We start from the raw sequence: 26,599 nt of genomic DNA, 5'->3' as shown, positions 1-26,599 counted from the left end.
TAGCGGGCCGCACCTTCGGGTGCGGTTCGCTTATACGAGTCTTGATCACCATGCTTGTGCCCTCCCCCTGGCGCGCCGATTTCCCGGCCATCGCCACCCTGCAAAGGCAAGACCAGACCTATCTGGACAGCGCCGCCACCGCGCAAAAACCCCAGGCCCTGCTGGATGCCATCAGCCATTACTACGCCAATGGCGCAGCCAATGTGCACCGCGCCCAGCATTTGCCGGGAGCCCATGCGACCCAAGCCTTTGAGGACAGTCGCAGCAAGGTCGCGCAGTGGTTGAATGCAGGCGACAGCGGGCAGGTCGTGTTCACCCACGGCGCAACCTCTGCGCTGAACCTCTTGGCCTATGGCCTTGAGCACCTATTCAATGCGGGCGATGAGATAGCCATCAGCGCCCTGGAACACCACGCCAACCTGTTGCCCTGGCAACAATTGGCCAAACGGCGTGCGCTGACGCTGGTGGTATTGCCCCTGGACGATGACGGTGTGATCGACCTGCAAGCCGCCGCATCATTGATCGGCCCGCGCACGCGCCTGCTGGCGGTGAGCCAGTTGTCCAACGTGCTGGGCACCTGGCAGCCGCTGGAAGCGCTACTGACGCTGGCCCAGGCAAACGCTGCCCTGACTGTTGTGGATGGCGCCCAAGGCATCGTGCATGGTCGCCACGACGTACAGGCCCTGGGCTGCGATTTCTACGTATTTTCCAGCCACAAGCTCTACGGCCCGGACGGCGTCGGCGTGCTGTTCGGTCGCAACGCTGCCCTGCATCACCTGCGCCACTGGCAGTTTGGCGGCGAGATGGTGCAGCAGGCAGATTATCAAGGCGCCAGCTTCCGCCCAGCCCCCCTGGGGTTCGAAGCCGGCACGCCGCCCATTGCCGGCGTGATCGGCCTGGGTGCCGCCCTGGATTACCTGAGCTCACTGGATCAGCACGCCGTGACTGCCCATGAAGCGGCACTGCACGACTACCTGCTGCGCGGGCTGAAAGCTCGCAATGGCGTACGCGTCCTGGGGTCACCTCACGTGGCGTTGGTCAGCTTCGTGGTGGACGGCGTACATAATGCTGACCTCGCCCATCTCCTGACCGAACAAGGTATTGCCGTGCGCGCCGGGCATCATTGTGCAATGCCGCTGCTCAAGGCCATGCACTTACCCGGCGCCATTCGAGTGTCCCTGGCGCTGTACAACGATTCCGATGACCTGGAGCGCTTCTTTGAAGCGTTGGACCAGGCGCTGGATATGTTGCGATGAGCTTGCCAGTGGACGCGATGGCTGCGCTGCAGGCATTCCAGGCTGTCGGCGGTTGGGAGCAGCGCGCGCGGATGCTGATGCAATGGGGCGAGCGACTGCCCGCGTTGGCGGATGATGAAAAGGTCGACGCCAACCTGGTGCAAGGCTGTGAAAGCCTGGTGTGGTTGGTGGGGCGTTTGCAGGACGGCCATTGGCAGTTTGCTGCCAGCAGCGAGGCGCGAATGATTCGCGGGTTGGTGGCGCTGTTGCTGGCGCGGGTCAATGGGTTGTCGGCTGATGAACTGCAAGCGGTGGATTTGCCGGGTTGGTTTGCACAACTGGGTCTGTCCCGGCAGCTGTCACCATCGCGCACCAACGGCTTGAATGCAGTCCTGCAACGTATGCGCGAACTAAGCCATACACACAACTGAATGTGGGAGGGGGCTTGCTCCCGCTGGCGGCGTATCAGCCACCAGATCTATCAATCTGACACTCCAACTTGATAGCAACCGACGGTAACCACGATGCGAAGCGAGCCGCTCTTGATCTTGATCTTGATCTTAGGCGCCCCGTTAAACCACGCTGGCCGTAATTCGACAGGGATTTGGGGGGTAAACCGGCAGGGATGCCGGTTTACCCCCCAAATCCATGGCGGATTACGGGCACACCGAGCCTGAGCGAGGTGCCGAGTGGTGGGGCAAGAGCGTTTTGCTTACTTTTGCGCTGTTCAAAAGTGAGCCGCCGTAAGGGCGGAACCCATAGCGGCCGTTGCCCAAATAACGGATATGTACTCAGTCTGATCCAACATCCTGGTCGGCCCTGAGGCCGCCATCGGGAGCAAGCCCCCTCTCACATTTTGAACGGTGTAAAGCTCTGAGACTCAGAGGGGCTTGACCCGCTCCGAAGGTCTGCGCACCCCAGCCACAATCTTGTCCACCGCCTTGGTCGCCGCCACCATCCCGAAGGTAGCCGTCACCATCATCACCGCGCCAAACCCGCCCGCGCAGTCCAGCTTTACGCCGTCGCCAACAAAACTCTTCTGCAAACAGATGCTGCCGTCCGGCTTCGGATAGCGCAGTTGCTCGGTGGAAAACACGCACGGCACGCTGTAATGACGGGTGACGGTGCGCGAGAAACCGTAGTCGCGGCGCAGGGTGGAGCGCACCTTCGAGGCCAGCGGGTCATTGAAGGTGCGGTTCAGGTCGCACACCTGGATCAACGTCGGGTCAATCTGCCCGCCAGCGCCGCCGGTGGTGATGATCTGGATCTTGCGGCGCTTGCACCAGGCAATCAGCGCCGCCTTGGCGTTGACCGCATCGATGCAGTCGATCACGCAGTCGATGTTCGGGGTGATGTACTCGGCCATGGTGTCGCGGGTAACGAAGTCCGCCACGGCATGCACCGTGCACGCCGGGTTGATGCCGCGAAGGCGCTCGGCCATCACTTCGACCTTGGGCTTGCCCACGGTGCTGTCCAGGGCGTGCAACTGGCGGTTGCTGTTACTCACGCAGACATCGTCCAGGTCAAACAGCGAAATCTCGCCCACCCCGCAACGGGCGATCGCTTCCGCCGCCCAGGAGCCCACGCCGCCGACGCCGACAATCGCCACATGGGCCGCTTTCAAGCGTTCCAGCCCTTCGATGCCGTACAAACGGGCGACGCCTGCAAACCGCGGATCTTCTGTACTCATGATCATTACCCCAAAAACCGGCGCGCATTATGGACTACAGCGCGACAAGTTCGAAGCTTCCAGCTACAAGTAAAGAACTTAGGTGGACTTTCGCAGACTAACGTCCGGCTTTTCTCTGTCTGCTATACGCTCAGGGAAAGGCCGGTGTAGGATGCGCGCCGTTCGGCGTAGGCCGACACCTCTTTTCGTTCCGCACCTTTTGGAACCCGACATAACCATGGCATCGCGTAAATTTGGACTCAACCTGGTGATCGTGCTGGCCATCGCCGCGCTGTTCACCGGTTTCTGGGCGCTGATCAACCGCCCGGTCACCGCTCCCAACTGGCCTGAACAGATCTCCGGGTTTTCCTACTCGCCGTTCCAGCAAGGCCAGTACCCGCAGAAGAATCAGTTTCCGACTGAAGAGCAGATGCGTCAGGACCTTGCGATCATGAGCAAGCTGACGGACAACATCCGTACCTACTCGGTCGATGGCTCCCTGGGCGAAATCCCCAAGCTGGCCGAAGAGTTCGGACTGCGCGTGACCCTGGGGATCTGGATCAGCCCGGACCTTGAACGCAACGAGCGTGAAATCCAGCGTGCCATCGAGATCGCCAATAACTCGCGCAGTGTCGTGCGCGTGGTGGTCGGCAACGAAGCCTTGTTCCGTGACGAAATCACCCCTGAAGCGCTGATTGTGTTGCTGGACCGCGTGCGCGCTGCCGTGAAAGTGCCGGTGACCACTTCCGAGCAATGGCACATCTGGGAAAAGAACCCGCAACTGGCCAAGCACGTCGACCTGATCGCCGCGCACATCCTGCCGTTCTGGGAGTACATCCCGATGGACAAGGCCGGCCAGTACGTACTCGACCGTGCCAAGGATCTGAAGAAAGCCTTCCCGAAAAAGCCGCTGCTGCTGTCGGAAGTTGGCTGGCCGAGTAACGGCCGTATGCGCGGTGGTAATGAATCGTCGCCGGCTGACCAGGCCATTTACCTGCGCACGCTGGTAAACAAGCTTAACCGCCAGGGTTACAACTACTTCGTGATCGAGGCCTTCGATCAGCCGTGGAAAGTCAGTGACGAAGGCTCGGCAGGTGCTTACTGGGGCGTGTTCAACGCCGCGCGCCAGCAGAAATTCAATTTTGAAGGCCCGGTCGTTGCTATCCCGCAATGGCGGGTGCTGGCCATCGGCTCGGTGGTGCTTGCACTGCTGTCCCTGACCCTGTTGATGATCGACGGCTCGGCGCTGCGCCAGCGGGGCCGGACCTTCCTGACCTTTATTGCGTTTCTGTGCGGGTCGGTGCTGGTATGGATCGGCTACGACTACAGCCAGCAATACAGCACCTGGTTCAGCCTGATAGTCGGCGTGTTGCTGGCCCTCGGTGCTCTTGGCGTATTTATCGTGTTGCTGACCGAAGCCCACGAACTGGCGGAAGCGGTATGGACCCACAAGCGCCGGCGTGAATTCCTGCCGGTAGAAGGCGATTCGGACTACCGTCCGAAAGTGTCGATCCACGTGCCGTGCTACAACGAGCCACCGGAGATGGTCAAACAGACCCTCGACGCCCTGGCTGCCCTCGACTATCCGGACTACGAAGTCCTGATCATCGACAACAACACCAAGGACCCGGCGGTATGGGAACCGGTGCGCGACTACTGCGAAACCCTGGGCCCGCGCTTCAAGTTTTTCCACGTCGCACCCCTGGCTGGTTTCAAGGGGGGCGCGTTGAATTATCTGATCCCGCACACCGCCAAGGATGCCGAAGTGATCGCGGTGATCGACTCGGACTACTGCGTGTCACCCAACTGGCTCAAGCACATGGTGCCGCACTTCGCCGATCCGAAAATCGCCGTGGTGCAGTCGCCCCAGGATTACCGCGACCAGAACGAAAGCACCTTCAAGAAGCTCTGCTACGCCGAATACAAAGGCTTCTTCCATATCGGCATGGTTACCCGCAACGACCGTGACGCGATCATCCAGCACGGCACCATGACCATGACCCGTCGCTCGGTGCTTGAGGAACTGGGCTGGGCCGACTGGTGCATCTGTGAAGACGCCGAACTGGGCCTGCGCGTGTTCGAGAAAGGTTTGTCGGCAGCGTACTACCACGACAGCTACGGCAAGGGCCTGATGCCGGATACCTTTATCGACTTCAAGAAACAGCGTTTCCGCTGGGCCTATGGCGCGATCCAGATTATCAAGCGTCACACCGCCAGCCTGATACGTGGCAAAGACACCGAATTGACTCGCGGCCAGCGCTACCACTTCCTCGCGGGCTGGTTGCCGTGGGTAGCGGATGGCATGAACATCTTCTTTACCGTCGGCGCACTGTTGTGGTCGGCGGCGATGATCATCGTGCCGACACGGGTCGACCCGCCGTTGCTGATTTTCGCAATCCCGCCGTTGGCGTTGTTCGTGTTCAAGGTCGGCAAGATCATCTTCCTCTACCGTCGTGCCGTAGGGGTGAACTTGAAAGATGCGTTCTGCGCGGCCCTGGCCGGGTTGGCGTTGTCCCATACCATCGCCAAGGCGGTGTTGTATGGCTTCTTCACCACCAGCATTCCGTTCTTTCGCACGCCGAAAAACGCGGATAACCATGGCTTCTGGGTAGCGATCTCTGAAGCCCGCGAAGAAATGTTCATCATGCTGCTGCTGTGGGGCGCTGCGCTGGGGATCTACCTGGTGCAGGGCCTGCCAAGCAATGACATTCGCTTCTGGGTCGTGATGTTGCTGGTGCAGTCGCTGCCCTACGTGGCTGCGCTGATCATGGCGTTTCTGTCGTCGCTGCCGAAACCGGCGCCGAAGGCTGAGCCTGCCACGGCGGTGTAAAAACTTGCGCAATGCACTAAACGGCGGCCTCTGGCCGCCGTTTTGCTATAAGATAACGGCCCTTTTGTGAGACTTGGCCTGGCCCAATTCTATGTGGGAGCTGGCTTGCCTGCGATGCAGACGCCGCGGTCTGACAGGCACACCGCAGTGATGCTATCGCAGGCAAGCCAGCTCCCACATTGGAATTGCGTTGCTCCAGGCTCGATATTTCCACATTCGTCCTGCGCCCATCACACGCTTTCCGGAGTTTCCCCATGACGGCCCATGCCGACCTTTCGCCGACCCTTCAACTTGCCATCGACCTGATCCGTCGCCCCTCGGTCACGCCGATCGATGCCGATTGCCAGAAGCTGATGATGCAGCGCCTGGGCGACGCCGGTTTTGCGCTTGAACCGATGCGTATCGAAGACGTAGACAATTTCTGGGCCACCCACGGCAAGCACGAAGGCCCGGTGCTGTGCTTCGCCGGCCATACCGACGTGGTGCCGACCGGCCCGGTGCAGGCCTGGCAGAACGACCCCTTCGACGCCTTGATCGATGAAAACGGCATGCTTTGCGGCCGTGGCGCGGCAGACATGAAAGGCAGCCTGGCGGCGATGCTGGTGGCGGCGGAACGCTTTGTCACCGACTACCCGGACCACAAGGGTTCGGTCGCCTTCCTGATCACCAGCGACGAAGAAGGCCCGGCGCATCACGGCACCAAGGCCGTAATCGAACGCCTGGCTGCACGCAAGGAACGCCTGGACTGGTGTATCGTCGGCGAACCGTCGAGCACCACCCTGGTGGGCGATGTGGTCAAGAACGGCCGTCGCGGCTCCCTCGGCGCCACCTTGACCGTACGCGGCGTACAGGGCCACGTGGCTTACCCGCACCTGGCGAAGAACCCGATCCACCTGGCTGCGGCGGCCCTGGCCGAGTTGGCTGCCGAGCATTGGGATGACGGCAACGCCTTCTTCCCGCCGACCAGCTTCCAGATTTCCAACCTCAATTCCGGTACCGGCGCCACCAACGTGATCCCCGGCGACCTGACGGCGGTGTTCAACTTCCGCTTCTCGACCGAGTCCACCGTCGAGGGCCTGCAACAGCGGGTCGCGGCCATCCTGGATAAACATGGCCTGGACTGGCATGTGGATTGGGCGCTGTCGGGCCTGCCGTTCCTCACGGAGCCGGGCGCGCTGCTGGATGCGGTATCTGCCAGTATCAAGGCGATCACCGGGCGTGAGACCAAGGCGTCCACCAGTGGTGGTACTTCCGATGGGCGCTTTATCGCCACGCTGGGCACCCAGGTGGTCGAGCTGGGCCCGGTCAACGCGACCATCCACCAGGTCAACGAACGCATCCTGGCCAGCGACCTCGATGTGCTGACCGAAATCTATTACCAGACCCTGATCAAGTTGCTCGCCTGATGCTTGCCTGCCCCATTTGCAACGCACCGCTCAGCGCGGTGGACAATGGCGTAGCGTGCCCGGTCGGGCACCGTTTCGACCGTGCGCGCCAGGGCTACCTGAACCTGTTGCCGGTGCAGCACAAGAACAGCCGCGACCCGGGCGACAACCTGGCCATGGTCGAGGCACGCCGCGACTTCCTCAACGCCGGGCACTATGCCCCGGTGGCCAAGCGCCTGGCCGCACTGGCCGCCGAGCGCGCACCACAGCGCTGGGTCGACATTGGGTGTGGCGAGGGTTACTACACCGCGCAAATTGCCGAGGCGCTGCCCGACGCCGATGGCTATGCCCTGGATATATCCAAGGAGGCGGTCAAGCGCGCGTGCAAGCGCAACCCGGCGCTGACCTGGTTGATCGCCAGCATGGCCCGAGTACCCTTGGCCGATGCCAGCTGCCAGTTCCTCGCGAGCGTGTTCAGCCCGTTGGACTGGCAAGAAGCCAAGCGCCTGCTCAGCCCCGGCAGCGGCTTGATGAAGGTCGGCCCGACCAGCGGCCACTTGATGGAACTGCGCGAGCGCCTGTACGACGAAGTGCGCGAATACACCGACGATAAACACTTGGCCCTGGTGCCGGAGGGCATGAGCCTGGCGCACAGTGAAACCCTTGAGTTCACCCTGAGCCTGGCCGAGCCTGCCGACCGCGCCAACCTGCTGGCCATGACGCCTCATGGCTGGCGAGCCAGTGCCGAGCGCCGCGCCGAAGTGATCGAGGCGGCCGAGCCGCTGCAGGTCACGGTGTCGATGCGCTACGATTATTTCGTGCTTCAATAGCTGACTTTACAAATACCCGCGAATGGATTTTCGAATCCCGCAACGAGGAACATCCATGCGCCAACCCGATATCGAGATTTACCTGAAAGACGCCGACGTCGATCACAAGGCCATCGCCGCCTGGCTGGGCGCCGCCCTGGGCCCTTGCTCCGACTGGGTCCAGAGAGGCCAGACCTACAAGTGCAAAGCCGGCAGCGTGCCAGTTACCTGGCTACCCAAGGCTGTAGGCAAATGGAACAGCCTGTACCTGGAAAGCGACCAGACCCCGTGGGACGACGACATCGCCTGCGCCCGCGCCGCGTTTGCCGCATTGAATGTTGAAGTGCGCTGCGCACCGGGGACGTGGGTTGAGGAAGAAGGCGAGGAAAGTGCCGATACCTGGATTCGCATCAGCGCAGATGGTGAAGAGCAGATAACCTGGAAAACAGCCTGACAGTGGATTGCTAACCCAATCAATGTGGGAGCTGGCTTGCCTGCGATGCAGACACCTTGGTCTATCAGTCAGACCACAGTGATGCTATCGCAGGCAAGCCAGCTCCCACAGTTGATTGGGTTATCAAAACAAAGTTGTCACAGGCCCACCACATCCTCTGCCTGCAAGCCCTTCTCGCCCGTGACCACTGCGTATTCCACCTGCTGGCCTTCGGCCAACGAGCGGTGGCCTTCACCGCGAATGGCGCGGTAGTGCACAAACACGTCCTTGCCGTCTTCACGCTGGATAAAGCCGTAGCCCTTTGCATCGTTGAACCACTTCACATTGCCGGTTTCGCGCGTTGCCATCTGTTCACTCCCACTGGTTTTTTATTGTTGAGTCGCACGTATTGAACTGCCGAGTATAAGACAGGCTCAAAAACCATCAACTCAAGTTTACATCGCTGCTTTTTTGCCGATTTTCGGTGAATACGGCACACTACCTGCCCGAGCATCTGCTCGGTTTTTTCCACTTGAAGCAGTTCGCCTATGACCCGCTCCCCGTTCCGCCGTCTGGTGTTTGGCACCTTGCGCCGACTGTTGTACCTCTGGGTTCGCTCGGAGACGATCAACCAGTCGTCCCTCACCCTTAACCTGGACCGCAGCCGGCCGGTTTTCTACGTCCTGCAATCACCCTCCCTCACCGAGTTGGCGGTGGTCGATGCCGAGTGCACCAAGGCCGGCCTGCCGCGCCCGGTGCTGCCGGTATCGGTAGGCCCATTGATGGAGCCCGCGGCGTTCTTCTATCTCACGCCGGACCCGGATTGGCTCGGCCGTCAGGACAAGCGCGGTGCACCGCCCACCCTGACACGCCTGGTCAATACCCTGACCGAGCACGCCGAAGAGAATGCACAAATCATTCCCGTCAGCGTGTTCTGGGGCCAGTCTCCTGCAAGCGAGTCCAGCCCGTGGAAACTGCTGTTTGCCGACAGTTGGGCGGTGACCGGGCGTCTGCGCCGGTTGCTGAGCATCCTGATCCTGGGGCGCAAGACCCGCGTGCAATTCTCCGCGCCAATCAACCTGCGTGAATTGATCGAGCACAATAAAGGCCACGAACGCACCGTGCGCATGGCCCAGCGCATCCTGCGCGTGCACTTTCGTAACCTGAAGACGGCAGTGATCGGTCCCGACCTGTCCCACCGCCGTAACCTGGTGAAGGGGCTGGTGAATATGCCGCTGGTGCGCCAGGCCATTGTTGATGAAGCCGAACGAGAAAAAATCTCTGCGGAAAAAGCCAAGGCCCTGGCGCTGCGCTACGGCAACGAGATTGCCTCGGACTACACCTACACCGCGATCCGTTTTCTGGAAGTGGTGCTGAGCTGGTTCTGGAACAAGATCTACGACGGTATCAAGGTCAATAACATCGAAGGCGTGCAGAAGGTTGCCCAAGGCTACGAGGTGATCTATGTGCCTTGCCACCGCAGCCACATCGACTACCTGCTGCTGTCGTACCTGCTGTTCAAGAACGGCCTGACCCCGCCGCACATCGCGGCCGGTATCAACCTCAACATGCCAGTGATCGGCAGCCTGCTGCGCCGTGGCGGTGCGTTTTTCATGCGCCGCACCTTCAAGGGCAACCCGCTGTACACCTCGGTGTTCAACGAATACCTGCACACCCTGTTCACCAAGGGGTTCCCGGTGGAGTACTTCGTCGAAGGCGGCCGCTCGCGCACGGGGCGCATGCTGCAACCGAAAACCGGGATGCTGGCGATTACCCTGCGCAGCTTCCTGCGCTCCTCGCGTATGCCGATCGTGTTCGTGCCGGTGTATATCGGCTATGAACGCGTGCTCGAAGGCCGCACCTACCTCGGCGAATTGCGTGGCGCGAGCAAGAAGAAAGAGTCGATCTTCGATATTTTCAAAGTGGTCGGCGCCCTCAAGCAGCGTTTCGGCCAGGTCGCGGTCAACTTCGGTGAGCCGATCAAGCTGGCGGAATTTCTCGACGCCGAGCAACCGGACTGGCGCGCCCAGGAACTGGGCCCGAACTACAAGCCGGCGTGGCTCAACGAAACCACCAATCGCCTTGGCGAGCAGGTGGCGCGGCACTTGAACGAAGCCGCGGCGATCAACCCGGTGAACCTGGTGGCCCTGGCCCTGCTGTCGACCACACGCCTGGCCCTGGATGAACAAGCCATGGCGCGCCAGCTCGACCTGTACCTGGCGCTGCTGCGTCGCGTGCCCTACTCGCCCCACACGACCTTGCCGGAGGGCGATGGCCTGGCGCTGATCAAGCACGTCAAGGACATGAAGCTGCTGTCGGAACAAAGCGACGCCTTGGGCAAGATTGTCTACCTGGACGAGCAGAACGCCGTCCTGATGACCTACTACCGCAACAACGTGCTGCATATCTTCGCCCTGCCGGCGTTGCTGGCGAGCTTCTTCCAGAGCAGCTCGCGGATGAGCCGCGAACAGATCCTGCGCTACACCCGCGCGCTCTACCCGTATCTGCAATCGGAGCTGTTTATCCGCTGGTCGCTGGAAGAGTTGGACACCGTGGTCGACCAGTGGCTGGACGCGTTTGTCGAACAAGGCCTGCTGCGCTTCGAAAACGCCGTGTACCTGCGCCCGGCGCCGAGTTCGCGACAATTTGTGCTGTTGACGCTGTTGTCCAAGAGCATCGCCCAGACCCTGCAACGCTTCTACATGGCGATATCGCTGTTGCTCAACAGCGGCCAGAACAGCATCAGCGCCGAAGAACTGGAAGACCTGTGCACGATCATGGCCCAGCGCCTATCAATCCTGCACGGTCTCAACGCCCCGGAGTTCTTCGACAAGAGTCTTTTCCGACATTTTATTCAGACGTTGCTGGAGCAAGATGTGCTGCGTCGCGATGAAGCCGGCAAGCTGGGCTATCACGACCTGCTCGGCGAACTGGCCGAAGGCGCCGCCAAACGCGTGCTGCCGGCCGATATTCGCCTGTCGATCCGCCAGGTGGCCTTGCACCGCGTAGACGGCGCAGCCGAAGCGCTGGCGCAAGCAGAAGCAGTCACACCTGAACAAAGCCGTTAGATTGACTGAGGCGCCGGGCGGATTCCGGCGCCGTTGAAAAGGAGCTGCACCATGAAAAAGATCATTCTCCTGGGCCTGACCGCCCTGCTCGGAGCCTGCCACTCAATGACCCCAACCCCGAAAGCCAGCCTCGACGGCGAAGTGTTCTATCTGCAACGTATTGCCCTGCCGCCTGCTGCCACCTTGAGCGTCAGCCTGCAAGATGTGTCCCTCATGGACGCCCCGGCCGTGACCCTCGCCGAACAGAAAGGCCCGGTCAAAGGCCAGGTGCCTCTGCCGTTTCACTTGAGCTATGACCCGGCCCAGGTCAAGCCAGGCCATACTTACTCGGTCAGCGCTCGCATCGAACTGGAGGGCAAGCTACTGTTCATCACTACAGAGCGGCACGCCGTGCAACTCAATGGCCAGGATCCACAGCCGCTGCGCCTGCGGGTTGATGCGGTCGCACACTGATCAATTCACGTCATAAGGAAGCGCCCATGCTCCGCAAATCTCTTCGCCTCACCGCCCTGTGTGCCGGCTTGCTGTTCGGTGCCAACGCCATGGCCCTCGACCTTGGCAGCCTGTCCCAGGGCGACGCCAGCGGCGGCCTGAAGGATGCCTTGACCCAAGGTGCGCAGATTGCCGTCAAACAACTGGGCAAACCCGGTGGTTTCAGCAACAACCCGGAAGTAAAAATCGGCCTGCCAGGCAAGCTCGGCAAAGTCGCCGACAAACTGAAAATGTTCGGCATGGGTGACCAGGTCACGCAGCTGGAAACCAGCATGAACGCAGCGGCTGAAACCGCCGTGACCCAGGCCCAGCCGATTCTGGTCAACGCCGTGAAAAACATGAGCGTGACCGACGCCAAGGGCATTCTCAGCGGTGGTCAGGACTCTGCCACCCAATACCTGAACAAAAGCAGCCGAGAGGAAATCCGCGCCAAGTTCCTGCCCATCGTCAAGGCCGCTACCGACAAGGTCGGCGTGGCTCAGCAGTACAACGCCCTGGCCGGCAAGGCCGCGGCCTTCGGCGCCGTGGATGCCAAGAGCGCCAACGTCGAAAACTACGTGACCGAGCAAGCGCTGGATGGTTTGTTCAAGATGATTGCGCAGCAGGAAGAGACGATTCGCAAGAATCCGGCGGCGGCTGCCACCAGTTTGGCAAAGAAGGTGTTTGGAGCGCTGTAACCCCGCACTACGACCCTACTGCGCCAAGGCCGCTGGTAACGGGCCTTGGCGCAGTTGTTTCAGGCCAAGCCTGTCACGGGTTTAACGAAACAGCGGATACAAAGGTCTGCTGGGTGATTGATACCCGTGGACCGGTTGTTGATGCAGGTATGGCGGGTTGTGATACCTGGTGGGTTGGGCATAGCTAAAATGCGGGCGGTGGTAATGACCTGAACTTCCATGATGAGGTCTATAGGACTGGGTGATAGCGAAATCATTGCGTGGCGCATGATTACCCAGCAAGGCCCCGAGAAAAGCCTCTTTGAAAGCCGCAATTACATTAAAGAACGACATGTAAAACTCCATGAACTCAATGAAAAGGCCTGGCCGCCACATGGCAGTGCCAAGTCCTCTGCCTGTCCGTCAGGCATTGCCTGAGTGGAGTTACAAGGGCAAGCGTTCCATCTGAGCGACTGCGTGTTTGCATCGGTATGTAAATACTGCCCGGTGGGTATCAGGGGATGGCCAGGCACCGGCCTGGCAGAGAAACCCAAAAAAACACATGTACGGGAAACAGCAAACACCTCGCTACGCTGCCTCCTTCCTGACTCTGAACCACGCCGCGTACAACGCCGGCAAAAACAACAGCGTCAACGCCGTCGCCACAATCAACCCGCCCATGATCGCCACAGCCATGGGCCCGAAAAACACGCTGCGCGACAGTGGGATCATCGCCAGCACCGCCGCCAGGGCCGTCAGCACAATCGGACGAAAGCGTCGCACGGTCGCTTCGATAATCGCCTGCCACGGCGCCAGCCCGGCCTTGATGTCCTGCTCGATCTGGTCCACCAGAATGACCGAGTTACGCATGATCATTCCCGACAACGCGATCGTGCCGAGCATGGCGACGAAGCCAAAGGTTTGGCGGAATACCAGCAGGAACAAGGTCACACCGATCAGGCCCAGGGGGGCAGTCAGAAAAACCATCGCCGTGCGTGAGAAACTGCGCAATTGCAACATCAGCAAAGTCAGCACCACCACGATGAACAGCGGCACGCCGGCCTTCACCGAGTTTTGCCCGCGAGCAGAGTCTTCGACGGTGCCACCCACTTCCAACAGGTAACCGTCCGGCAGTTCGGCACGCACACCTGTGAGCGTCGGCAGGATCTGCTGCACCAAGGTCGCCGGTTGTTCCTTGCCGTAGATATCGGCACGCACGGTCACGGTGGGCAGGCGGTTGCGGTGCCAGATGATGCCTTCTTCGAAACCGTATTCGAGGGTGGCGATCTGCGACAGCGCCACGCTTTTACCATTGTCGGTGGGTACGGCAAGGCTCGGCAGCAGCGATAACTCGGTGCGTTCGTGGACGGTACCGCGCAGGAGGATCTCGATCAATTCGTTGTCCTCCCGGTATTGGCTGACGCTGGAACCGGTCAGGGAACTCTGCAGGAATTTCGACAGGTTGGCAGTACTCACGCCAAGGGCGCGCGCCCGGTCCTGGTCGATATTCAGATACACGATTTTGCTCGGTTCTTCCCAGTCCAGATGCACGTTAACCACGTGGGTGTTTTCGCGCACCTTGGCCGCCACTTTGCGGGCCAGGGCGCGGACCTCTTCGATGTGTTCGCCGGTCACGCGAAACTGCACCGGGTAGCCCACGGGCGGGCCATTCTCCAGGCGAGTGACCCGCGAGCGCAGCTCGGGGAACTGCTCGTTGAGCGTTTCAATCAGCCAGGTGCGCAGGCTTTCACGCTCCTCGATGGTGTTGGCCAACACCACGAACTGCGCGAAGCTGGCGGCCGGCAGTTGCTGGTCCAGCGGCAGGTAGAACCGCGGCGAGCCGGTGCCCACGTAGGCCACATAGTTGTCGATACCCGCGTGCGCCTTGAGCAATACCTCCAGACGCTTGACCTGCTCGGCGGTGTTGCTCAGGGAGGCGCCCTCGGCCAGTTTCAGGTCGACCATCAGTTCCAGGCGCCCGGAAGCCGGGAAGAACTGCTGCGGTACAAAGCGGAACAACGCGACCGAGCCGATAAACAACAGCAGGGTCAACACGATGACCGTCTTGCGCCGACGTATACACCACTCCACCAAACGTCTTACACGCTGGTAGAAAGGCGTGCCGTAGGGATCCGGGCCATCGGTGCCGTGCTTGGCCGCGTGAATTTTCGCCAGGTCCGGCAGCAGCTTTTCCCCGAGATACGGTACAAACACCACGGCAGCCACCCAGGAGGCCAATAAGGCAATGGTCACCACCTGGAAGATCGAGCGGGTGTATTCACCGGTGCTCGACTGCGCAGTGGCAATCGGCAAAAAGCCCGCCGCGGTGATCAAGGTACCGGTGAGCATGGGGAATGCTGTGCTGGTCCAGGCGAAGCTCGCAGCCTTGAGCCGGTCGTAGCCCTGCTCCATTTTGATCGCCATCATTTCCACAGCGATGATCGCGTCATCCACCAGCAAACCCAGGGCCAGCACCAGAGCGCCAAGGGAAATCTTGTGCAGGCCGATGCCCAGGTAATACATGCTGGCAAAGGTCATCGCCAGTACCAGCGGGATCGCCAGGGCGACCACCATGCCGGTGCGCACACCGAGGGAGAAAAAACTCACCAGCAATACAATGGCCAATGCCTCGGCGAGCACCTGGACGAATTCGCCGACGCTGGTCTTCACCGCTGCCGGTTGGTCCGACACCTTGCGCAGCTCCATGCCCGCAGGAAGGTTCTTTTGCAGGCGTGCGAATTCACTCTCAAGAGCTTTGCCCAGTACCAGAATATCCCCACCGTCGCGCATGGCCACGGCCAGGCCGATGGCGTCCGCGCCCATATAACGCATGCGCGGTGCCGGTGGGTCGTTGAAGCCCCGATGGATATCGGCAACATCGCCGATACGAAAGGTGCGATCGCCCACTCGAATCGGGAAGTCGCGAATCTGCTCCACGGTTTTGAAATTGCCCGACACGCGCAACTGCACACGCTCGCTCGGGGTTTCAAAAAAGCCGGCGGTCGATACGGCATTTTGTTCCTGCAACGCCTGCTGTACTGCGGCCAACGGCAAACCCAAGGTGGCAAGCTTGAGGTTGGACAGTTCGATCCAGATCTTCTCGTCCTGCAGGCCAAGCAACTCGACCTTGCCCACATCAGGCACCCGTTGCAGCTGAATCTGGATGCGGTCGGCGTAGTCCTTGAGCACGGCGTAGTCAAAACCATCGCCGGTCAGGGCGTAGATATTGCCGAAGGTGGTGCCGAATTCGTCGTTGAAAAATGGCCCCTGGATATCCGGTGGCAAGGTTTGGCGGATGTCGCTGATTTTCTTGCGTACCTGGTACCACAACTCAGGAATTTGCGCCGAACGCATCGAGTCGCGGGCGATGAAAGTGACCTGGGATTCGCCGGGGCGCGAGAAAGACACAATGCGCTCGTACTCACCGGTCTCCATCAATTTTTTCTCGATGCGTTCGGTGACTTGGCGCGACACCTCCTGGGCCGTGGCGCCGGGCCAGTTGGTCTTGATCACCATGGCCTTGAAGGTAAAGGGCGGGTCCTCGCTTTGCCCCAGCTTGGTGTAGGACAGGGTGCCGACCACGGCCAGCAGAATCATCAAAAACAGTACGATCTGGCGATTACGCAGCGCCCATTCGGAAAGATTGAAACCCATCGGGATTACTCCTTGGCCGCCAGATTCACGACACGGTTGGAGCGATCCACAGGGCGCACTTGCTGGCCCTCATGCAGCACATGCACGCCTGCGGCAACCACCCAGTCGGTGGGAGCCAAGCCTTCGAGCACCGGCACGTTTTTTTCACCGAACGCGCCAATGCGCACCGGCGTACGCTCAAGGGTGTTGTCCGGCTTTACCCGCCAGACGAAGGACGCGCCGTTCTCTGCGCTGAGAGCAGACAGCGGTACCGAGAGAGCAATGACGCCATCGGCTTGTATGAATACGCGCGCGCTCTGGCCCAGTTCGGCCGGCACTTTACCGCCGGTGAAGGCTACACGGGCGGCGAAGGTGCGGGATTTCGGGTCGGCTGCGGGTGACAGTTCACGGATGCGTCCGGCGAAGCGCTGTTCGGGCTGGCTCCACAACTCTACCGACACCGGCTGGCCGACCTTGAAGCGGCCGAAGCCTTGCTCGGGCAGGCTGATCAGCACTTCGCGCTCACCATCGGTGGCCAGGGTGAACACGGTCTGGCCCGCCGAGACCACTTGGCCGACTTCGACAGCACGCTTGGCGACCACGCCGTCCTGGGGCGCGCGCAGCACGGCATAACCGGCCTGGTTGCTCGACACGTCGAACTCGGCCTTGATCTGCTTCAGGCGCGCTTCACCTGCTCGGTAGAGGTTTTCGGCGTTGTCGTACTGCGAGCGGCTGACCATCTGACGGTCCATCAGGGTCTTGTAGCGATCGCGCTCAGCGCGCACCAGGTTCAGATTGGCCTCAGCGCCGGCCACTTGGGCACGGCTGGCTTCCAGTTGCAGGCGCACATCCTGGGGGTCGAGTTCAGCCAGTGACTGGTTAGCCTTGACCCGCTCGCCCTCCTCCACCAGCCGCTTGCTGACTTTGCCGCCGATGCGAAAGGCCAGGTCCGGCTCATAACGGGCACGTACTTCACCGGGGTAGCTGTCCATTGCCTGTGCCGAGGGCTGCGGTTGCACCACCATGGCGGGGCGGACGGTGGCCTGGGTCGCTTCTTCATGGCCGCAGGCGGCCAATAAAAAGACCAGGCTGACAGGCAAAGCAAGGGGCAGGAACGCGCTGCGCATGCTGAAGGACCTTTCGCAAATGAAGCTTGGAATAATTATACTGGCCGGTATGTTATTAATACCAAACTCGCCAGTCCAGTATTAAAGGTGAAAATGTCCGACAATCCTGTGAACACCGCCAGCCCCGGGCGTCCCAAGGACATGGCAAAACGCCAGGCAATCCTCGAAGCCGCGAAATCCCTGTTCCTGGGCAATGGCTACGCGAACACCAGCATGGATGCCGTCGCGCTTGCGGCAGGCGTCTCGAAACTCACCGTCTACAGCCACTTCACCGATAAAGAGACGTTGTTCACCGCGGCGGTGGTGGCCAAATGTGAAGAGCAATTGCCGGTGATGTATTTCGAGCTCCCCGCAGGCATGCCCGTAGAGACGGTATTGCTGAACATCGCACGGGGCTTTCATCGGCTGATCAACAGCGAGGAGTCGGTGAACCTGCATCGCCTGATGATGACCACCGGCAATCAGGACGTGAAGCTCTCGCGGATCTTCTTCGAAGCCGGCCCCATGCGCATGTTGCAAGGCATGGAACGCCTGCTCGGCAAGATCGACCAGAGCGGTGCCTTACACATCGACACCCCCTTCAAAGCGGCCGAGCACTTCTTTTGCCTGCTCAAGGGCACGGCGAACTTTCGCCTGTTGTACGGTTGCGGCGGGCAACTGAGCGCAGAGGAGGCAGAAGAGCATGTGCAGGACGTGGTGAAGTTGTTTATGCGGGCCTATCGCAGCCCGGTCTCGACAACAGCGTAGGGTGCAACAACCGACACTAACCACGATGCGAAGCGAGCCGCTCTTGATCTTGATCTGCTTTTGATCTTGATCTTAAGCGCCCCGTTAAACCACGCTGGCCGGAATTCGACAGGGATTTGGGGGGGTAAACCGGCAGGGATGCCGGTTTAGCCGCCCCGCGCCATGGATGGCGCGTGGCGGCGGCCCCCCAAATCACTGGCGGATTACGGGCACACCGAGCCTAAGCGAGGTGCCGAGTGGTGGGGCAAGAGCCTTTTGGTTACTTTGGGGCTCTTTTCCAAAGTGACCCGCTGTAAAAGCGGAACCAATAGCGGCCGTCACCTGAATAACGGATATGTACTCGGTCTAATCCAACATCCTGGTCGGCCCTGAGGCCGCCATCGGGATGCAAGCCCCCTCCCACATTTGGATCTCGCAGCATCACGAATATGAGTGCTGTTGCTTGCAGCTTATGGCTTGAGCGCTTTCTTGGGATAAATGTCGTAGCGGCTGGATTTGCCATCCAACGCATGACTCGGTTTGGGCCCGTCAATGCACGGCGCCTTGCGCGGGCGCTTGACCACCACACGGTGGCTGGCCAAAGCCAGGGCGGCAGCGAGCAAGGCCGGTGCATCCGGATCATCGCCCACCAACGGTCGAAACAGGCGCATTTCCTTCTTCACCAGGGCGGTTTTCTCACGGTGTGGAAACATCGGGTCCAGGTAGATCACCTGGGGCGGCTCGCCCTCCCAATTGAGCATCACATCGATGGAGTCGCCCTTGAGCAGCTTCATGCGCGCCACAATCGGTGCCACTTCAAAATCCTGCGCAGCGCGTGCCAGGCCGTCTTCGAGCAAGGCACCGATCAACGGCTGGCGTTCGATCAGGCTCATCTCGCACCCCAGGCTGGCCAATACGAACGCGTCCTTGCCCAACCCGGCCGTGGCGTCCAGCACCTTGGGCCGTACGCCTTGGGCGATGCCCACGGCCTTGGCGATCATTTGCCCGCTGCCACCGCCATATAAACGCCGGTGCGCCGCGCCGCCTTCGACAAAGTCGACCCGCACCGGCCCCGGCGCATCAGGCCCAAGCTGCTGCAATTGCAGGCCCTGCTCGCCCACTTGCAGGGAAAAATCCGCATCCGCCACCTGTAAAGGCAAGCCCAGCAGCGAAGCCCACTGCTCGGCGCAGGCCTGGAAACTTTCGGCCAACGCCTCGACCTGGATGCGGCTGGCCGCTGGTTGTTCGTTCATCAATCGCTACGCTCAAAAATATTAAGGATCGGCAAACAGCGGCCGATAAAAACAGCAGTCAGGTATTTTGCCAGAGCTGAGCGTCGACCGAGAAAAATGTCAGACATTCTTCCCCTAACCATCGGCGTACTGCCGACCCACAACCACTACGGCCTGCGCAATACTCAAGCGCTGGCCGGGGTGAGTCATGTGTGGCAGGACTTCTTCGCCCGGGCGCTGGCCGAACAGCTCGGTGAAACGCCGCGGGCACTGGCCGCCAAGGCGCCTGCACCTGCCGACCCTTCGGTCGAACCCGGCGAAGGCGCCGACATGCTCTCGCAGATCCTCACCCAGCGTGAGTGTGACGTGAAAGACACCGAGATCGCCCCGCCTGAGCCGCTGTTCCTGCCGATTGCCGAATTCGAAACCGAGTTGCTGCCACCGGCGCCGATACCCTTCCCGGAAGAAGAACTCGTCGCCCAGCAGCGCCAGCAGGATTTCGACAGCGGTTGGGTCCGCCCGATTGTGCTGAACGCCGGCCAACCACTACCAGAGCCCGGCCCGACTCCCGAGCCACGCACACTGCACTTGCCGATTGCCGAGTTCGAACTGGACCTGTTGCCACCGGCTGCCGAGCCATACCCCGAAGAAGAACTGATGGCGCAACAGAAGGCGCTGGATTTCGACTACTACTGGGCGCGCCCACTGGTGACCCACAACCTGCGCCTGGCCGCTTAAGCCTCAGCGACACACCCACCATCGCCCCATATCCAGATGAAAATGGTTGCGGTGAGCCGCGTTGTAGTCCGGGCTCAGCACCACGTTGAAATCATCACAGGCGTTATCGCGCACCCTGCGCAGGAAACGCGCACTGTCGCCCTCCCCCGGCCAGTCCTTCAACACGCTGATGCTGCGCCCGTCCGCCAGACGAAAACCGGCGATATCCAAGGCATTGGCCGAGGCATGTTGGCTCAGACGCCCGTCGGCACGGTTGTAAACATTACGGCAGGCAAAGCTGCCCAAATGCTCGACCCGACTCACCGCCTGACCGAACACTGCCTGGGCCGCCGGTTGCAGGCTGTGACGCTCGAACAACGCGAACGCCACAGCCAGGGGGCAACTGGCCAGAAAACTGCTGCTCAGAGCCACCTCAGAGCCCTGCACACGCAGGACATTGCGCAACGGGCACGCCGCATCGGCAGCGGTATCCGCCTGACGGCTGACCCGCAGGCCGGCGGTTTTCAAGACCTGGTCACACAGCGCCGGATCATCCTGCAAACGGCTGAGCTTGTAGCGCGTGAGCAGGTTGGGACTGGCGCGCACATCCAGGGGTGCCCAGGGGTTCCACTCAGCCGGCATCGGCACCCAGCCACGCCAGACGCCCAGCGCAAAAGCGCCCGCCAGCAGCAACAGCAGGCCCAGCCCTTTTATCGAACCCACGGCTCAATCCTTGAAAAATCGGATGTCTAGGGGGCGTTCTCAATTAGTTTCCCCGACGGGGAAACTAATTGAGAACGCCCCCTAGAGTAACCCCAGTTGCTGCGCAACGGGCTCTCGATGCAGGGTGGGCAGCGGCGGCAGGCCGGGCAGGCGCGCCATCAGCTGGGCATGAAAGCGCAACGCCAGTTGTGCTGCAAGGCGGTTGTCCGAGGTGTGCAGGAATATGTACGGCGTGCGTCCCTCTTCGATCCAAGTGGCGATCTTTTCCACCCATGGGATCAGGAACGGGTCATTGGCCTCCAGCTCCGGATGCCCGATGAAGCGCACCTGGGGAAACCGGGTCAGCGCCGCCGGGCGCGGTGGCACCCTTGGCTTTTTGGATTGGGCGTGCAGCACTGCCGCCGAGGTTGACGTGCAGCTGAACAAGGCGCGAGGGTCAAGGCAGATGCGCTCGACGCCACGATCGCGCAACAGGCGGTTGAGCATACGCTCGGCGTCTCCCTTGGCGAAGAACTGCTCGTGCCGGACTTCCACGGCCAATGGCCGATCAATACCATCGAGGAAACCGGCCAGTTCAGCCAGGCGCTGCGGGGTAAACCCTTTTGAGAGCTGCAGCCACAGCGGTGAAACGCGCTCACCCAAAGGGCTCATCAAACTGACAAAACTTTCTGCCGCAGGCAATTGCTCGCGCAAGTCACCCGCATGGCTGATATCCCCTGGGAATTTGGCGGTGAAGCGAAAGTCAGCCGGCATGATCTCGGCCCAGCGCTGCACGGTAGCGGCCGAAGGTCGAGCATAAAACGTGGTATTGCCTTCAACCGCATTGAAGACTTGAGAATAGAGCCCGAGGTAATCGCTGGAACGCGCCTCCACCGGGTACAGGTACTCGCGCCAGGCGTTTTCACTCCAGGACGGGCAACCAATGTAATAAGGCAAACCCATCAGATATGAATGTCGAGACCCAGCACTTCCATATCCCATTCGACAAAGCCGGCGGTGGTCAGGTAACTGGCCAGGGCAGTGGCAACGCTTTTGCTCATGGAGCGGGGGAAGACCATGTCTTGCTGACGGGCGGGAACGCCGCTGGTACGGGCGCCGCCAGCACTTTCGGCGCGGGAGGGCGACTCAGAGTGGACTTCGATGAAGTCCGGCGAATCCTCGACCGAATCATCTACCGTCACGTTCGCCTTGCGTGGCTTACGCTTGAGAGGGTAGGACTGTGAGGAGAAGCCGTCTATACGCATACATGCAGACTCGGTATCAATGATGGCAATTTAGCGGCGCTTTCCATAGTGCGCAAATGCTCTGGTGATAACTAGAACACATAATTTGTAAAAGGTTTAAAAACCGCGGCAAATTCTGACGATTGGCGAAATTTGCAGTCGAATGCGCCCATTTTTGACGTCAAATAATCCCGCGCTCGGCCTTTGTCTGCGCCACTTTATCGCGAAGGTAAACCGGTGCCGCTTGATCCGCCGGGATCGCCTCGCCGCGTTCGAACGCAAAACGTGCCAACGCCAGCAGATCTTCGGCATGGGGCAACATCGCAGCGTCCTGCCCTGCCAAATGCACGTCGATGCGTTCGCCATAACCCCAGCCGGTGCCGGCACCGAACCACTCACCGCTGGCATCAGCCGGCAACCCTGCCGCTTCTGGCGGCTGCACCGCCTCCACGCCCACCAGACGCATCTCACCGGCAGTTTCGCGGTAGCAACCCCAATAGACTTCATCCATGCGCGCATCAATTGCCGCCGCCACTTGCGTGGCGCCATGTTCACGCAATGCGCGCTGGGCCAGCACGGCGAGGTTGGACACCGGCAATACCGGACGCTCCAATGCAAAGGCCAGGCCCTGCACCACGCCGATGGCAATACGCACACCGGTAAAGGCACCGGGGCCGCGGCCAAAGGCGATGGCATCCACGGCAGCCAGGGTGGTACCGGCGTCTTCGAGCAACTGCTTGATCATCGGCAGCAACTTCTGCGCGTGCAGGCGCGGGATCACCTCGTAGTGGCTCGTTACCTTGCCATCGTGCAGCAAGGCAACGGAGCAAGCTTCAGTCGCGGTGTCCAGGGCCAGCAGGGTGCTCATCGGTGTGGGTGTCCAAATGGGGAAAAAAGTGCGCCAGTATAAACAACAACGGCCCGCAAGCGGGCCGTTGTACGCAAAGCTGATGGCGGGATCAGCTCAGTGCTTGCATCACCTTGGCGGTAATGGCTTCTACCGAGCCCACGCCTGGGATATGGCTGTACTTCGGCTTGCCTTGGGCAGCGGAGAGCTTCTGGTAGAAGTCCACCAGCGGCTTGGTCTGGGAATGATAGACCGACAGGCGATGACGCACGGTTTCTTCGGTGTCGTCTTTACGCTGCACCAGGTCTTCACCGGTGACATCGTCCTTGCCTGCAACTTTCGGCGGGTTGTAGACGATGTGGTAAACGCGGCCCGAACCCTCGTGAACGCGACGACCGGCAATACGCTGGACGATTTCTTCGTCCTCTACGGCGATTTCAACCACCGCATCCAACTCAACACCCGCCTTCACCAAGGCTTCAGCCTGGGGAATGGTGCGAGGGAAACCGTCGAACAGGAAGCCGTTCTTGCAATCTTCCTGGCTGATACGTTCCTTGACCAGGTTGATGATCAGATCATCGGAGACCAGGCCGCCGCTGTCCATCACGCTCTTGGCGATCAGGCCCAGCTCGGTGCCGGCTTTGACAGCAGCACGCAGCATGTCGCCGGTGGAGATTTGTGGAATGCCGAATTTTTCAGTGATGAACTTTGCCTGAGTACCTTTACCGGCCCCGGGAGCTCCCAGCAGAATGACGCGCATCGATGTGCTCCTCAATTTTTTATAGAGATGACGCTCGGATTCGCCGCGTGGGGCCAATCTCGTAAAAATATGGGTCCAGGCCGATCAAACGGCCAAAGGCTGATCAAGATACACAGCGGGCCCTCACCATACAAGCCGCCAAAAGTAGGAGAAACCCGCACCCGGCATACGTCAGCGGCATGGTGTGCCTGAGCGCAACCCGCCTCCTCAAACAACGACCGCCCTTTTCAGGGCGGTCGTTGTGGTTGATCCGCAAGCCGTTGAGAACACGCAAGAAACCTCAACCGGTGTTGCGCAAACCGGCGGCAATACCGGCCACGGACACCAGCAGCGCCTGTTCCAGAGGGCTGTCTTGCGCCGCCTCTTGCCGACGGGACCGCGCCAGCAACTCGGCCTGCAGCAGGTGCAACGGGTCGAGGTAGGTGTTGCGCAGGCGGATGAACTCCAGGGTGTCAGGGCTATGGGCCAGCAACTGCGACTGGCCGGTCAAGCCAAGCACCACATTACAGGCCTGCGACAATAGGTCGCGTAAATGCGCACCCAATGCCAGCAGGTCTGGCTGCACCAGGCGCTCATCATAAAGACGGGCGATATCGGCATCGGCCTTGGCCAGCACCATTTCCAGCATGTCGATGCGCGTGCGGAAAAACGGCCACTGTTCACGCATCTGCGCCAGCAACTCACCTTCCCCCCGCTCCAGCGCCTTGCTCAATGCCGCCTCCCAGCCGAGCCAGGCAGGCAGCATCAGGCGCGTCTGGGTCCAGCCGAAGATCCACGGGATCGCGCGCAAGCTTTCAATCCCACCTGCGCGACGCTTGGCCGGGCGGCTGCCCAGGGGCAAACGGCCCAACTCCTGCTCCGGCGTGGACTGGCGAAAATACTCGACGAACTGCGGATTTTCTCTCACCACGGCGCGGTAAGCGCTGACACCGTCTGCCGCCAATTCGTCCATCAAGTGACGCCAGGCAGGCTCCGGTGGTGGCGGCGGCAGCAGTGTCGCTTCCAGCACGGCGGCCAGATAGAGGTTGAGGTTCTGCTCGGCGATATCCGGCAGGCCGAATTTGAAGCGGATCATCTCGCCTTGTTCCGTGGTGCGGAAACGCCCTGCCACCGAGCCCGGTGGCTGCGACAGGATCGCCGCGTGGGCCGGGCCGCCGCCACGACCAACGGTGCCACCACGACCATGGAACAACAGCAGTTCCACCTGCTGTTCGCGGCAGATATCCACCAGACGCTCCTGCGCTCGGTATTGCGCCCAGGCGGCGGCGGTAGTGCCTGCGTCCTTGGCCGAGTCGGAGTAGCCGATCATCACTTCCTGAGGCCCCTGCAACCGCGCGCGATAACCCGGCAGTTGCAACAGCCGCTCCATCACCGGCCCGGCGTTATCCAGGTCAGCCAGCGTTTCGAACAACGGCACCACACGCATCGGTCGTTGTACGCCCGACTCTTTCAACAGCAACTGCACCGCCAGCACATCCGAGGCGGCACCCGCCATGGAGATAACATACGAGCCCAATGAGGCAGCCGGTGCGGCGGCGATTTCCTTGCAGGTATTGAGCACCTCGGCGGTGTCTGCCGACGCTTTGAAATACCCCGGCAGCAACGGCCGACGACTGGCCAGTTCCTGGGTCAGGAAGCGGATGCGTGCGTCTTCGTCCCAATCCTCATAACGCCCAAGGCCCAGGTAGTCAGTGATTTCAGTCATGGCCGCCGAGTGACGGCTGGAGTCCTGACGCACATCCAGGCGCACCAGGAACAGCCCGAAGGTCACCGCACGGCGCAAGCAGTCGAGCAGCGGCCCATCGGCGATCACGCCCATACCGCATTCATGCAGGGACTGGTAGCACAACTCCAGCGGGTCCAGCAGGTCGCGGTTGTTCTGCAACACTTCGGCAGGCGCCGGGGTGCTGGCCGTCAACGAAGCGTGGGCCCACTGGCGCGTGGCACGCAGGCGTTCGCGCAGTTGCTTGAGCAAGGCGCGATAGGGTTCGACGCTGTCGCCGACCTTGGCTTGCAACGCCGGGCTGGCCTGTTGCATCGACAGCTCGGAGGCCAGCTGATCGATGTCGCGCAAGTACAAATCCGCGGCCATCCAGCGCGCCAACAACAGCACCTCGCGGGTAACCGGCGCGGTGACATTGGGGTTGCCGTCACGGTCGCCGCCCATCCACGAGGCAAAGCGAATCGGCGCAGCCTCCAGGGGCAGGCGCAAGCCGGTAGCAGCGTGCAGGGCCTGGTCAGCCTTGCGCAGGTAATTGGGAATGGCGTGCCACAGCGAATGTTCGATCACCGCAAAGCCCCACTTGGCTTCGTCCACCGGGGTGGGCCGGATGCGGCGGATTTCTTCGGTGTGCCAGGCTTCGGCGATCAGCCGTTGCAAGCGTTCGCGGATCTGCTCGCGTTCGGCGCTGGTAAGGTCACGGTGGTCCTGGAGGGCCAGTTGCGCGGCGATGGCATCGTATTTCTGGATCAGGGTACGGCGAGCCACTTCGGTGGGGTGGGCGGTGAGCACCAGCTCGATTTCCAACCGTGCCAACTGCCGGGCCAGGGATTCATGGCTGTGCCCTTCGCTTTTCAGGCGCGCCAGCAACTCCGGCAACACCCGGGACTCAAAAGGCGCTGGTTGCGATTCATCGCGCCGATGAATCAGTTGATATTGTTCGGCAATGTTGGCCAGGTTGAGGAACTGGTTGAAGGCCCGGGCAACAGGCAGCAACTCGTCCTCTTGCAACTGATTCAAGCTGGCACTCAGTTCGTCGCCGGCCGCCTTGTCCGAGACGGCGCCGCGGCGGTCAGCCTTGGCGCCTTTGCGGATTTGCTCGATCTTGTCGAGAAAGTCATCGCCGTACTGCTCTCGAATGGTGTTGCCCAACAGTTCACCCAGCAGGTGAACATCCTCACGCAAGCGTGCATCGATATCACTCATCAGCCAATCTCCAGCCAGAAATCCGGGACGCGCAGGTGTTCCAGAGTGCCGCCGGCGTCGGTTTCTGACAAGGCCGAACGCAAACGACTTTAAACCTTGCGGCTTAAA

The 26,599-nt window shown here is 60.9% G+C and carries 22 protein-coding genes; 11 read left to right on the top strand and 11 right to left on the bottom strand.

Annotated elements, in window-relative coordinates; translation table 11 throughout:
* The first annotated feature begins 50 nt into the window (after nucleotides 1-50).
* Both PSEBG33_RS20440 and PSEBG33_RS20445 read left to right on the top strand, forming a co-directional pair.
* Nucleotides 51-1,256: an aminotransferase class V-fold PLP-dependent enzyme gene (locus tag PSEBG33_RS20440; RefSeq protein WP_005785561.1), complete on the top strand. Its 1,206-nt coding sequence runs from the start codon at nucleotides 51-53 to the stop codon at nucleotides 1,254-1,256.
* Nucleotides 1,253-1,666, top strand: coding sequence for a SufE family protein (locus tag PSEBG33_RS20445; RefSeq protein ID WP_005785559.1), 414 nt, complete (start codon nucleotides 1,253-1,255; stop codon nucleotides 1,664-1,666). Before PSEBG33_RS20440 ends, PSEBG33_RS20445 begins: the two co-directional genes overlap by 4 nt.
* A 449-nt stretch (nucleotides 1,667-2,115) precedes the next feature.
* On the opposite strand, the gene tcdA is transcribed toward PSEBG33_RS20445, so the two are convergent.
* Nucleotides 2,116-2,925 carry a tRNA cyclic N6-threonylcarbamoyladenosine(37) synthase TcdA gene (tcdA, locus tag PSEBG33_RS20450; RefSeq protein WP_005785557.1) on the bottom strand — a complete coding sequence of 270 codons (810 nt, stop codon included), beginning with the start codon at nucleotides 2,923-2,925 and terminating at the stop codon, nucleotides 2,116-2,118.
* A 217-nt stretch (nucleotides 2,926-3,142) separates the two neighbouring features.
* On the opposite strand from tcdA, the gene PSEBG33_RS20455 reads away from it, so the two are divergent.
* From PSEBG33_RS20455 to PSEBG33_RS20470, 4 genes are all read left to right on the top strand, one after another.
* Nucleotides 3,143-5,734 carry a glycosyltransferase gene (locus PSEBG33_RS20455; protein WP_005785555.1) on the top strand — a complete coding sequence of 864 codons (2,592 nt, stop codon included), beginning with the start codon at nucleotides 3,143-3,145 and terminating at the stop codon, nucleotides 5,732-5,734.
* A 254-nt stretch (nucleotides 5,735-5,988) separates the two neighbouring features.
* A complete protein-coding gene (dapE, locus tag PSEBG33_RS20460) occupies nucleotides 5,989-7,140 on the top strand; it encodes a succinyl-diaminopimelate desuccinylase (protein WP_005785553.1) in 1,152 nt (383 codons plus the stop codon).
* Nucleotides 7,140-7,949: a putative RNA methyltransferase gene (locus tag PSEBG33_RS20465; RefSeq protein ID WP_005785551.1), complete on the top strand. Its 810-nt coding sequence runs from the start codon at nucleotides 7,140-7,142 to the stop codon at nucleotides 7,947-7,949. The genes dapE and PSEBG33_RS20465 overlap by 1 nt, the downstream gene beginning before the upstream one ends.
* A gap of 55 nt (nucleotides 7,950-8,004) precedes the next feature.
* The gene (locus tag PSEBG33_RS20470; RefSeq protein WP_005785549.1) at nucleotides 8,005-8,382 is read left to right on the top strand and encodes a hypothetical protein; all 378 of its coding nucleotides are present in this window, start codon (nucleotides 8,005-8,007) and stop codon (nucleotides 8,380-8,382) included.
* A gap of 137 nt (nucleotides 8,383-8,519) precedes the next feature.
* On the opposite strand, the gene PSEBG33_RS20475 is transcribed toward PSEBG33_RS20470, so the two are convergent.
* Complete coding sequence (locus PSEBG33_RS20475) at nucleotides 8,520-8,729, bottom strand: cold-shock protein (RefSeq protein WP_003219353.1); 210 nt, start codon at nucleotides 8,727-8,729, stop codon at nucleotides 8,520-8,522.
* A 180-nt stretch (nucleotides 8,730-8,909) separates the two neighbouring features.
* Between PSEBG33_RS20475 and plsB the strand changes: the two genes are divergently transcribed.
* Genes plsB through PSEBG33_RS20490 form a run of 3 tightly spaced genes read left to right on the top strand, consistent with a single transcriptional unit; the run spans nucleotide 8,910 to nucleotide 12,598 of the window.
* Entirely contained in the window at nucleotides 8,910-11,429 is a 2,520-nt protein-coding gene (gene plsB, locus PSEBG33_RS20480; protein ID WP_005785543.1) for a glycerol-3-phosphate 1-O-acyltransferase PlsB, read from the top strand.
* Nucleotides 11,430-11,480: 51 nt separating this feature from the next.
* Nucleotides 11,481-11,882: a YbaY family lipoprotein gene (locus tag PSEBG33_RS20485; protein ID WP_005785541.1), complete on the top strand. Its 402-nt coding sequence runs from the start codon at nucleotides 11,481-11,483 to the stop codon at nucleotides 11,880-11,882.
* Between the two features lie 26 nt (nucleotides 11,883-11,908).
* On the top strand, nucleotides 11,909-12,598 hold the full coding sequence (locus PSEBG33_RS20490) for a DUF4197 domain-containing protein (RefSeq protein ID WP_005785540.1): 690 nt from the start codon (nucleotides 11,909-11,911) through the stop codon (nucleotides 12,596-12,598).
* Between the two features lie 567 nt (nucleotides 12,599-13,165).
* Here PSEBG33_RS20490 and PSEBG33_RS20495 read toward each other — a convergent pair.
* Entirely contained in the window at nucleotides 13,166-16,231 is a 3,066-nt protein-coding gene (locus PSEBG33_RS20495; RefSeq protein ID WP_005785537.1) for an efflux RND transporter permease subunit, read from the bottom strand.
* 5 nt (nucleotides 16,232-16,236) lie between these two features.
* A complete protein-coding gene (locus tag PSEBG33_RS20500) occupies nucleotides 16,237-17,337 on the bottom strand; it encodes an efflux RND transporter periplasmic adaptor subunit (RefSeq protein ID WP_005785535.1) in 1,101 nt (366 codons plus the stop codon).
* A gap of 93 nt (nucleotides 17,338-17,430) precedes the next feature.
* On the opposite strand from PSEBG33_RS20500, the gene PSEBG33_RS20505 reads away from it, so the two are divergent.
* Nucleotides 17,431-18,084: a TetR/AcrR family transcriptional regulator gene (locus PSEBG33_RS20505; RefSeq protein ID WP_005785534.1), complete on the top strand. Its 654-nt coding sequence runs from the start codon at nucleotides 17,431-17,433 to the stop codon at nucleotides 18,082-18,084.
* A gap of 449 nt (nucleotides 18,085-18,533) precedes the next feature.
* Here the strand turns inward: PSEBG33_RS20505 and PSEBG33_RS20510 are convergent, their stop codons facing one another.
* Nucleotides 18,534-19,316, bottom strand: a complete 783-nt coding sequence (locus PSEBG33_RS20510) for a class I SAM-dependent methyltransferase (protein WP_005785532.1) — start codon at nucleotides 19,314-19,316, stop codon at nucleotides 18,534-18,536.
* Nucleotides 19,317-19,412: 96 nt separating this feature from the next.
* On the opposite strand from PSEBG33_RS20510, the gene PSEBG33_RS20515 reads away from it, so the two are divergent.
* Nucleotides 19,413-20,033, top strand: a complete 621-nt coding sequence (locus PSEBG33_RS20515; protein WP_005785531.1) for a hypothetical protein — start codon at nucleotides 19,413-19,415, stop codon at nucleotides 20,031-20,033.
* Between the two features lie 3 nt (nucleotides 20,034-20,036).
* Here the strand turns inward: PSEBG33_RS20515 and PSEBG33_RS20520 are convergent, their stop codons facing one another.
* The 6 genes from PSEBG33_RS20520 to ppc form a co-directional block, all read right to left on the bottom strand.
* Nucleotides 20,037-20,735 carry an extensin family protein gene (locus tag PSEBG33_RS20520; RefSeq protein WP_005785530.1) on the bottom strand — a complete coding sequence of 233 codons (699 nt, stop codon included), beginning with the start codon at nucleotides 20,733-20,735 and terminating at the stop codon, nucleotides 20,037-20,039.
* Between the two features lie 81 nt (nucleotides 20,736-20,816).
* Nucleotides 20,817-21,677, bottom strand: coding sequence for a DUF72 domain-containing protein (locus PSEBG33_RS20525; protein WP_005785528.1), 861 nt, complete (start codon nucleotides 21,675-21,677; stop codon nucleotides 20,817-20,819).
* Nucleotides 21,677-21,979 (bottom strand): hypothetical protein, encoded by a 303-nt coding sequence (locus tag PSEBG33_RS26955; RefSeq protein ID WP_032803303.1) that lies wholly within the window; start codon nucleotides 21,977-21,979, stop codon nucleotides 21,677-21,679. Before PSEBG33_RS26955 ends, PSEBG33_RS20525 begins: the two co-directional genes overlap by 1 nt.
* Before the next feature lie 160 nt (nucleotides 21,980-22,139).
* Nucleotides 22,140-22,826 (bottom strand): tRNA (adenosine(37)-N6)-threonylcarbamoyltransferase complex dimerization subunit type 1 TsaB, encoded by a 687-nt coding sequence (gene tsaB, locus PSEBG33_RS20530; RefSeq protein WP_005785525.1) that lies wholly within the window; start codon nucleotides 22,824-22,826, stop codon nucleotides 22,140-22,142.
* 91 nt (nucleotides 22,827-22,917) lie between these two features.
* Entirely contained in the window at nucleotides 22,918-23,565 is a 648-nt protein-coding gene (gene adk / locus PSEBG33_RS20535) for an adenylate kinase (protein WP_005785523.1), read from the bottom strand.
* A 280-nt stretch (nucleotides 23,566-23,845) separates the two neighbouring features.
* On the bottom strand, nucleotides 23,846-26,491 hold the full coding sequence (gene ppc / locus PSEBG33_RS20540; RefSeq protein WP_005785522.1) for a phosphoenolpyruvate carboxylase: 2,646 nt from the start codon (nucleotides 26,489-26,491) through the stop codon (nucleotides 23,846-23,848).
* Between the last annotated feature and the right edge of the window lie 108 nt (nucleotides 26,492-26,599).

Origin of the sequence: Pseudomonas synxantha BG33R (assembly GCF_000263715.2) — a bacterium.
Taxonomy (GTDB): domain Bacteria; phylum Pseudomonadota; class Gammaproteobacteria; order Pseudomonadales; family Pseudomonadaceae; genus Aquipseudomonas; species Aquipseudomonas synxantha_A.
This window is presented reverse-complemented; position numbering and strand designations above follow the sequence as displayed.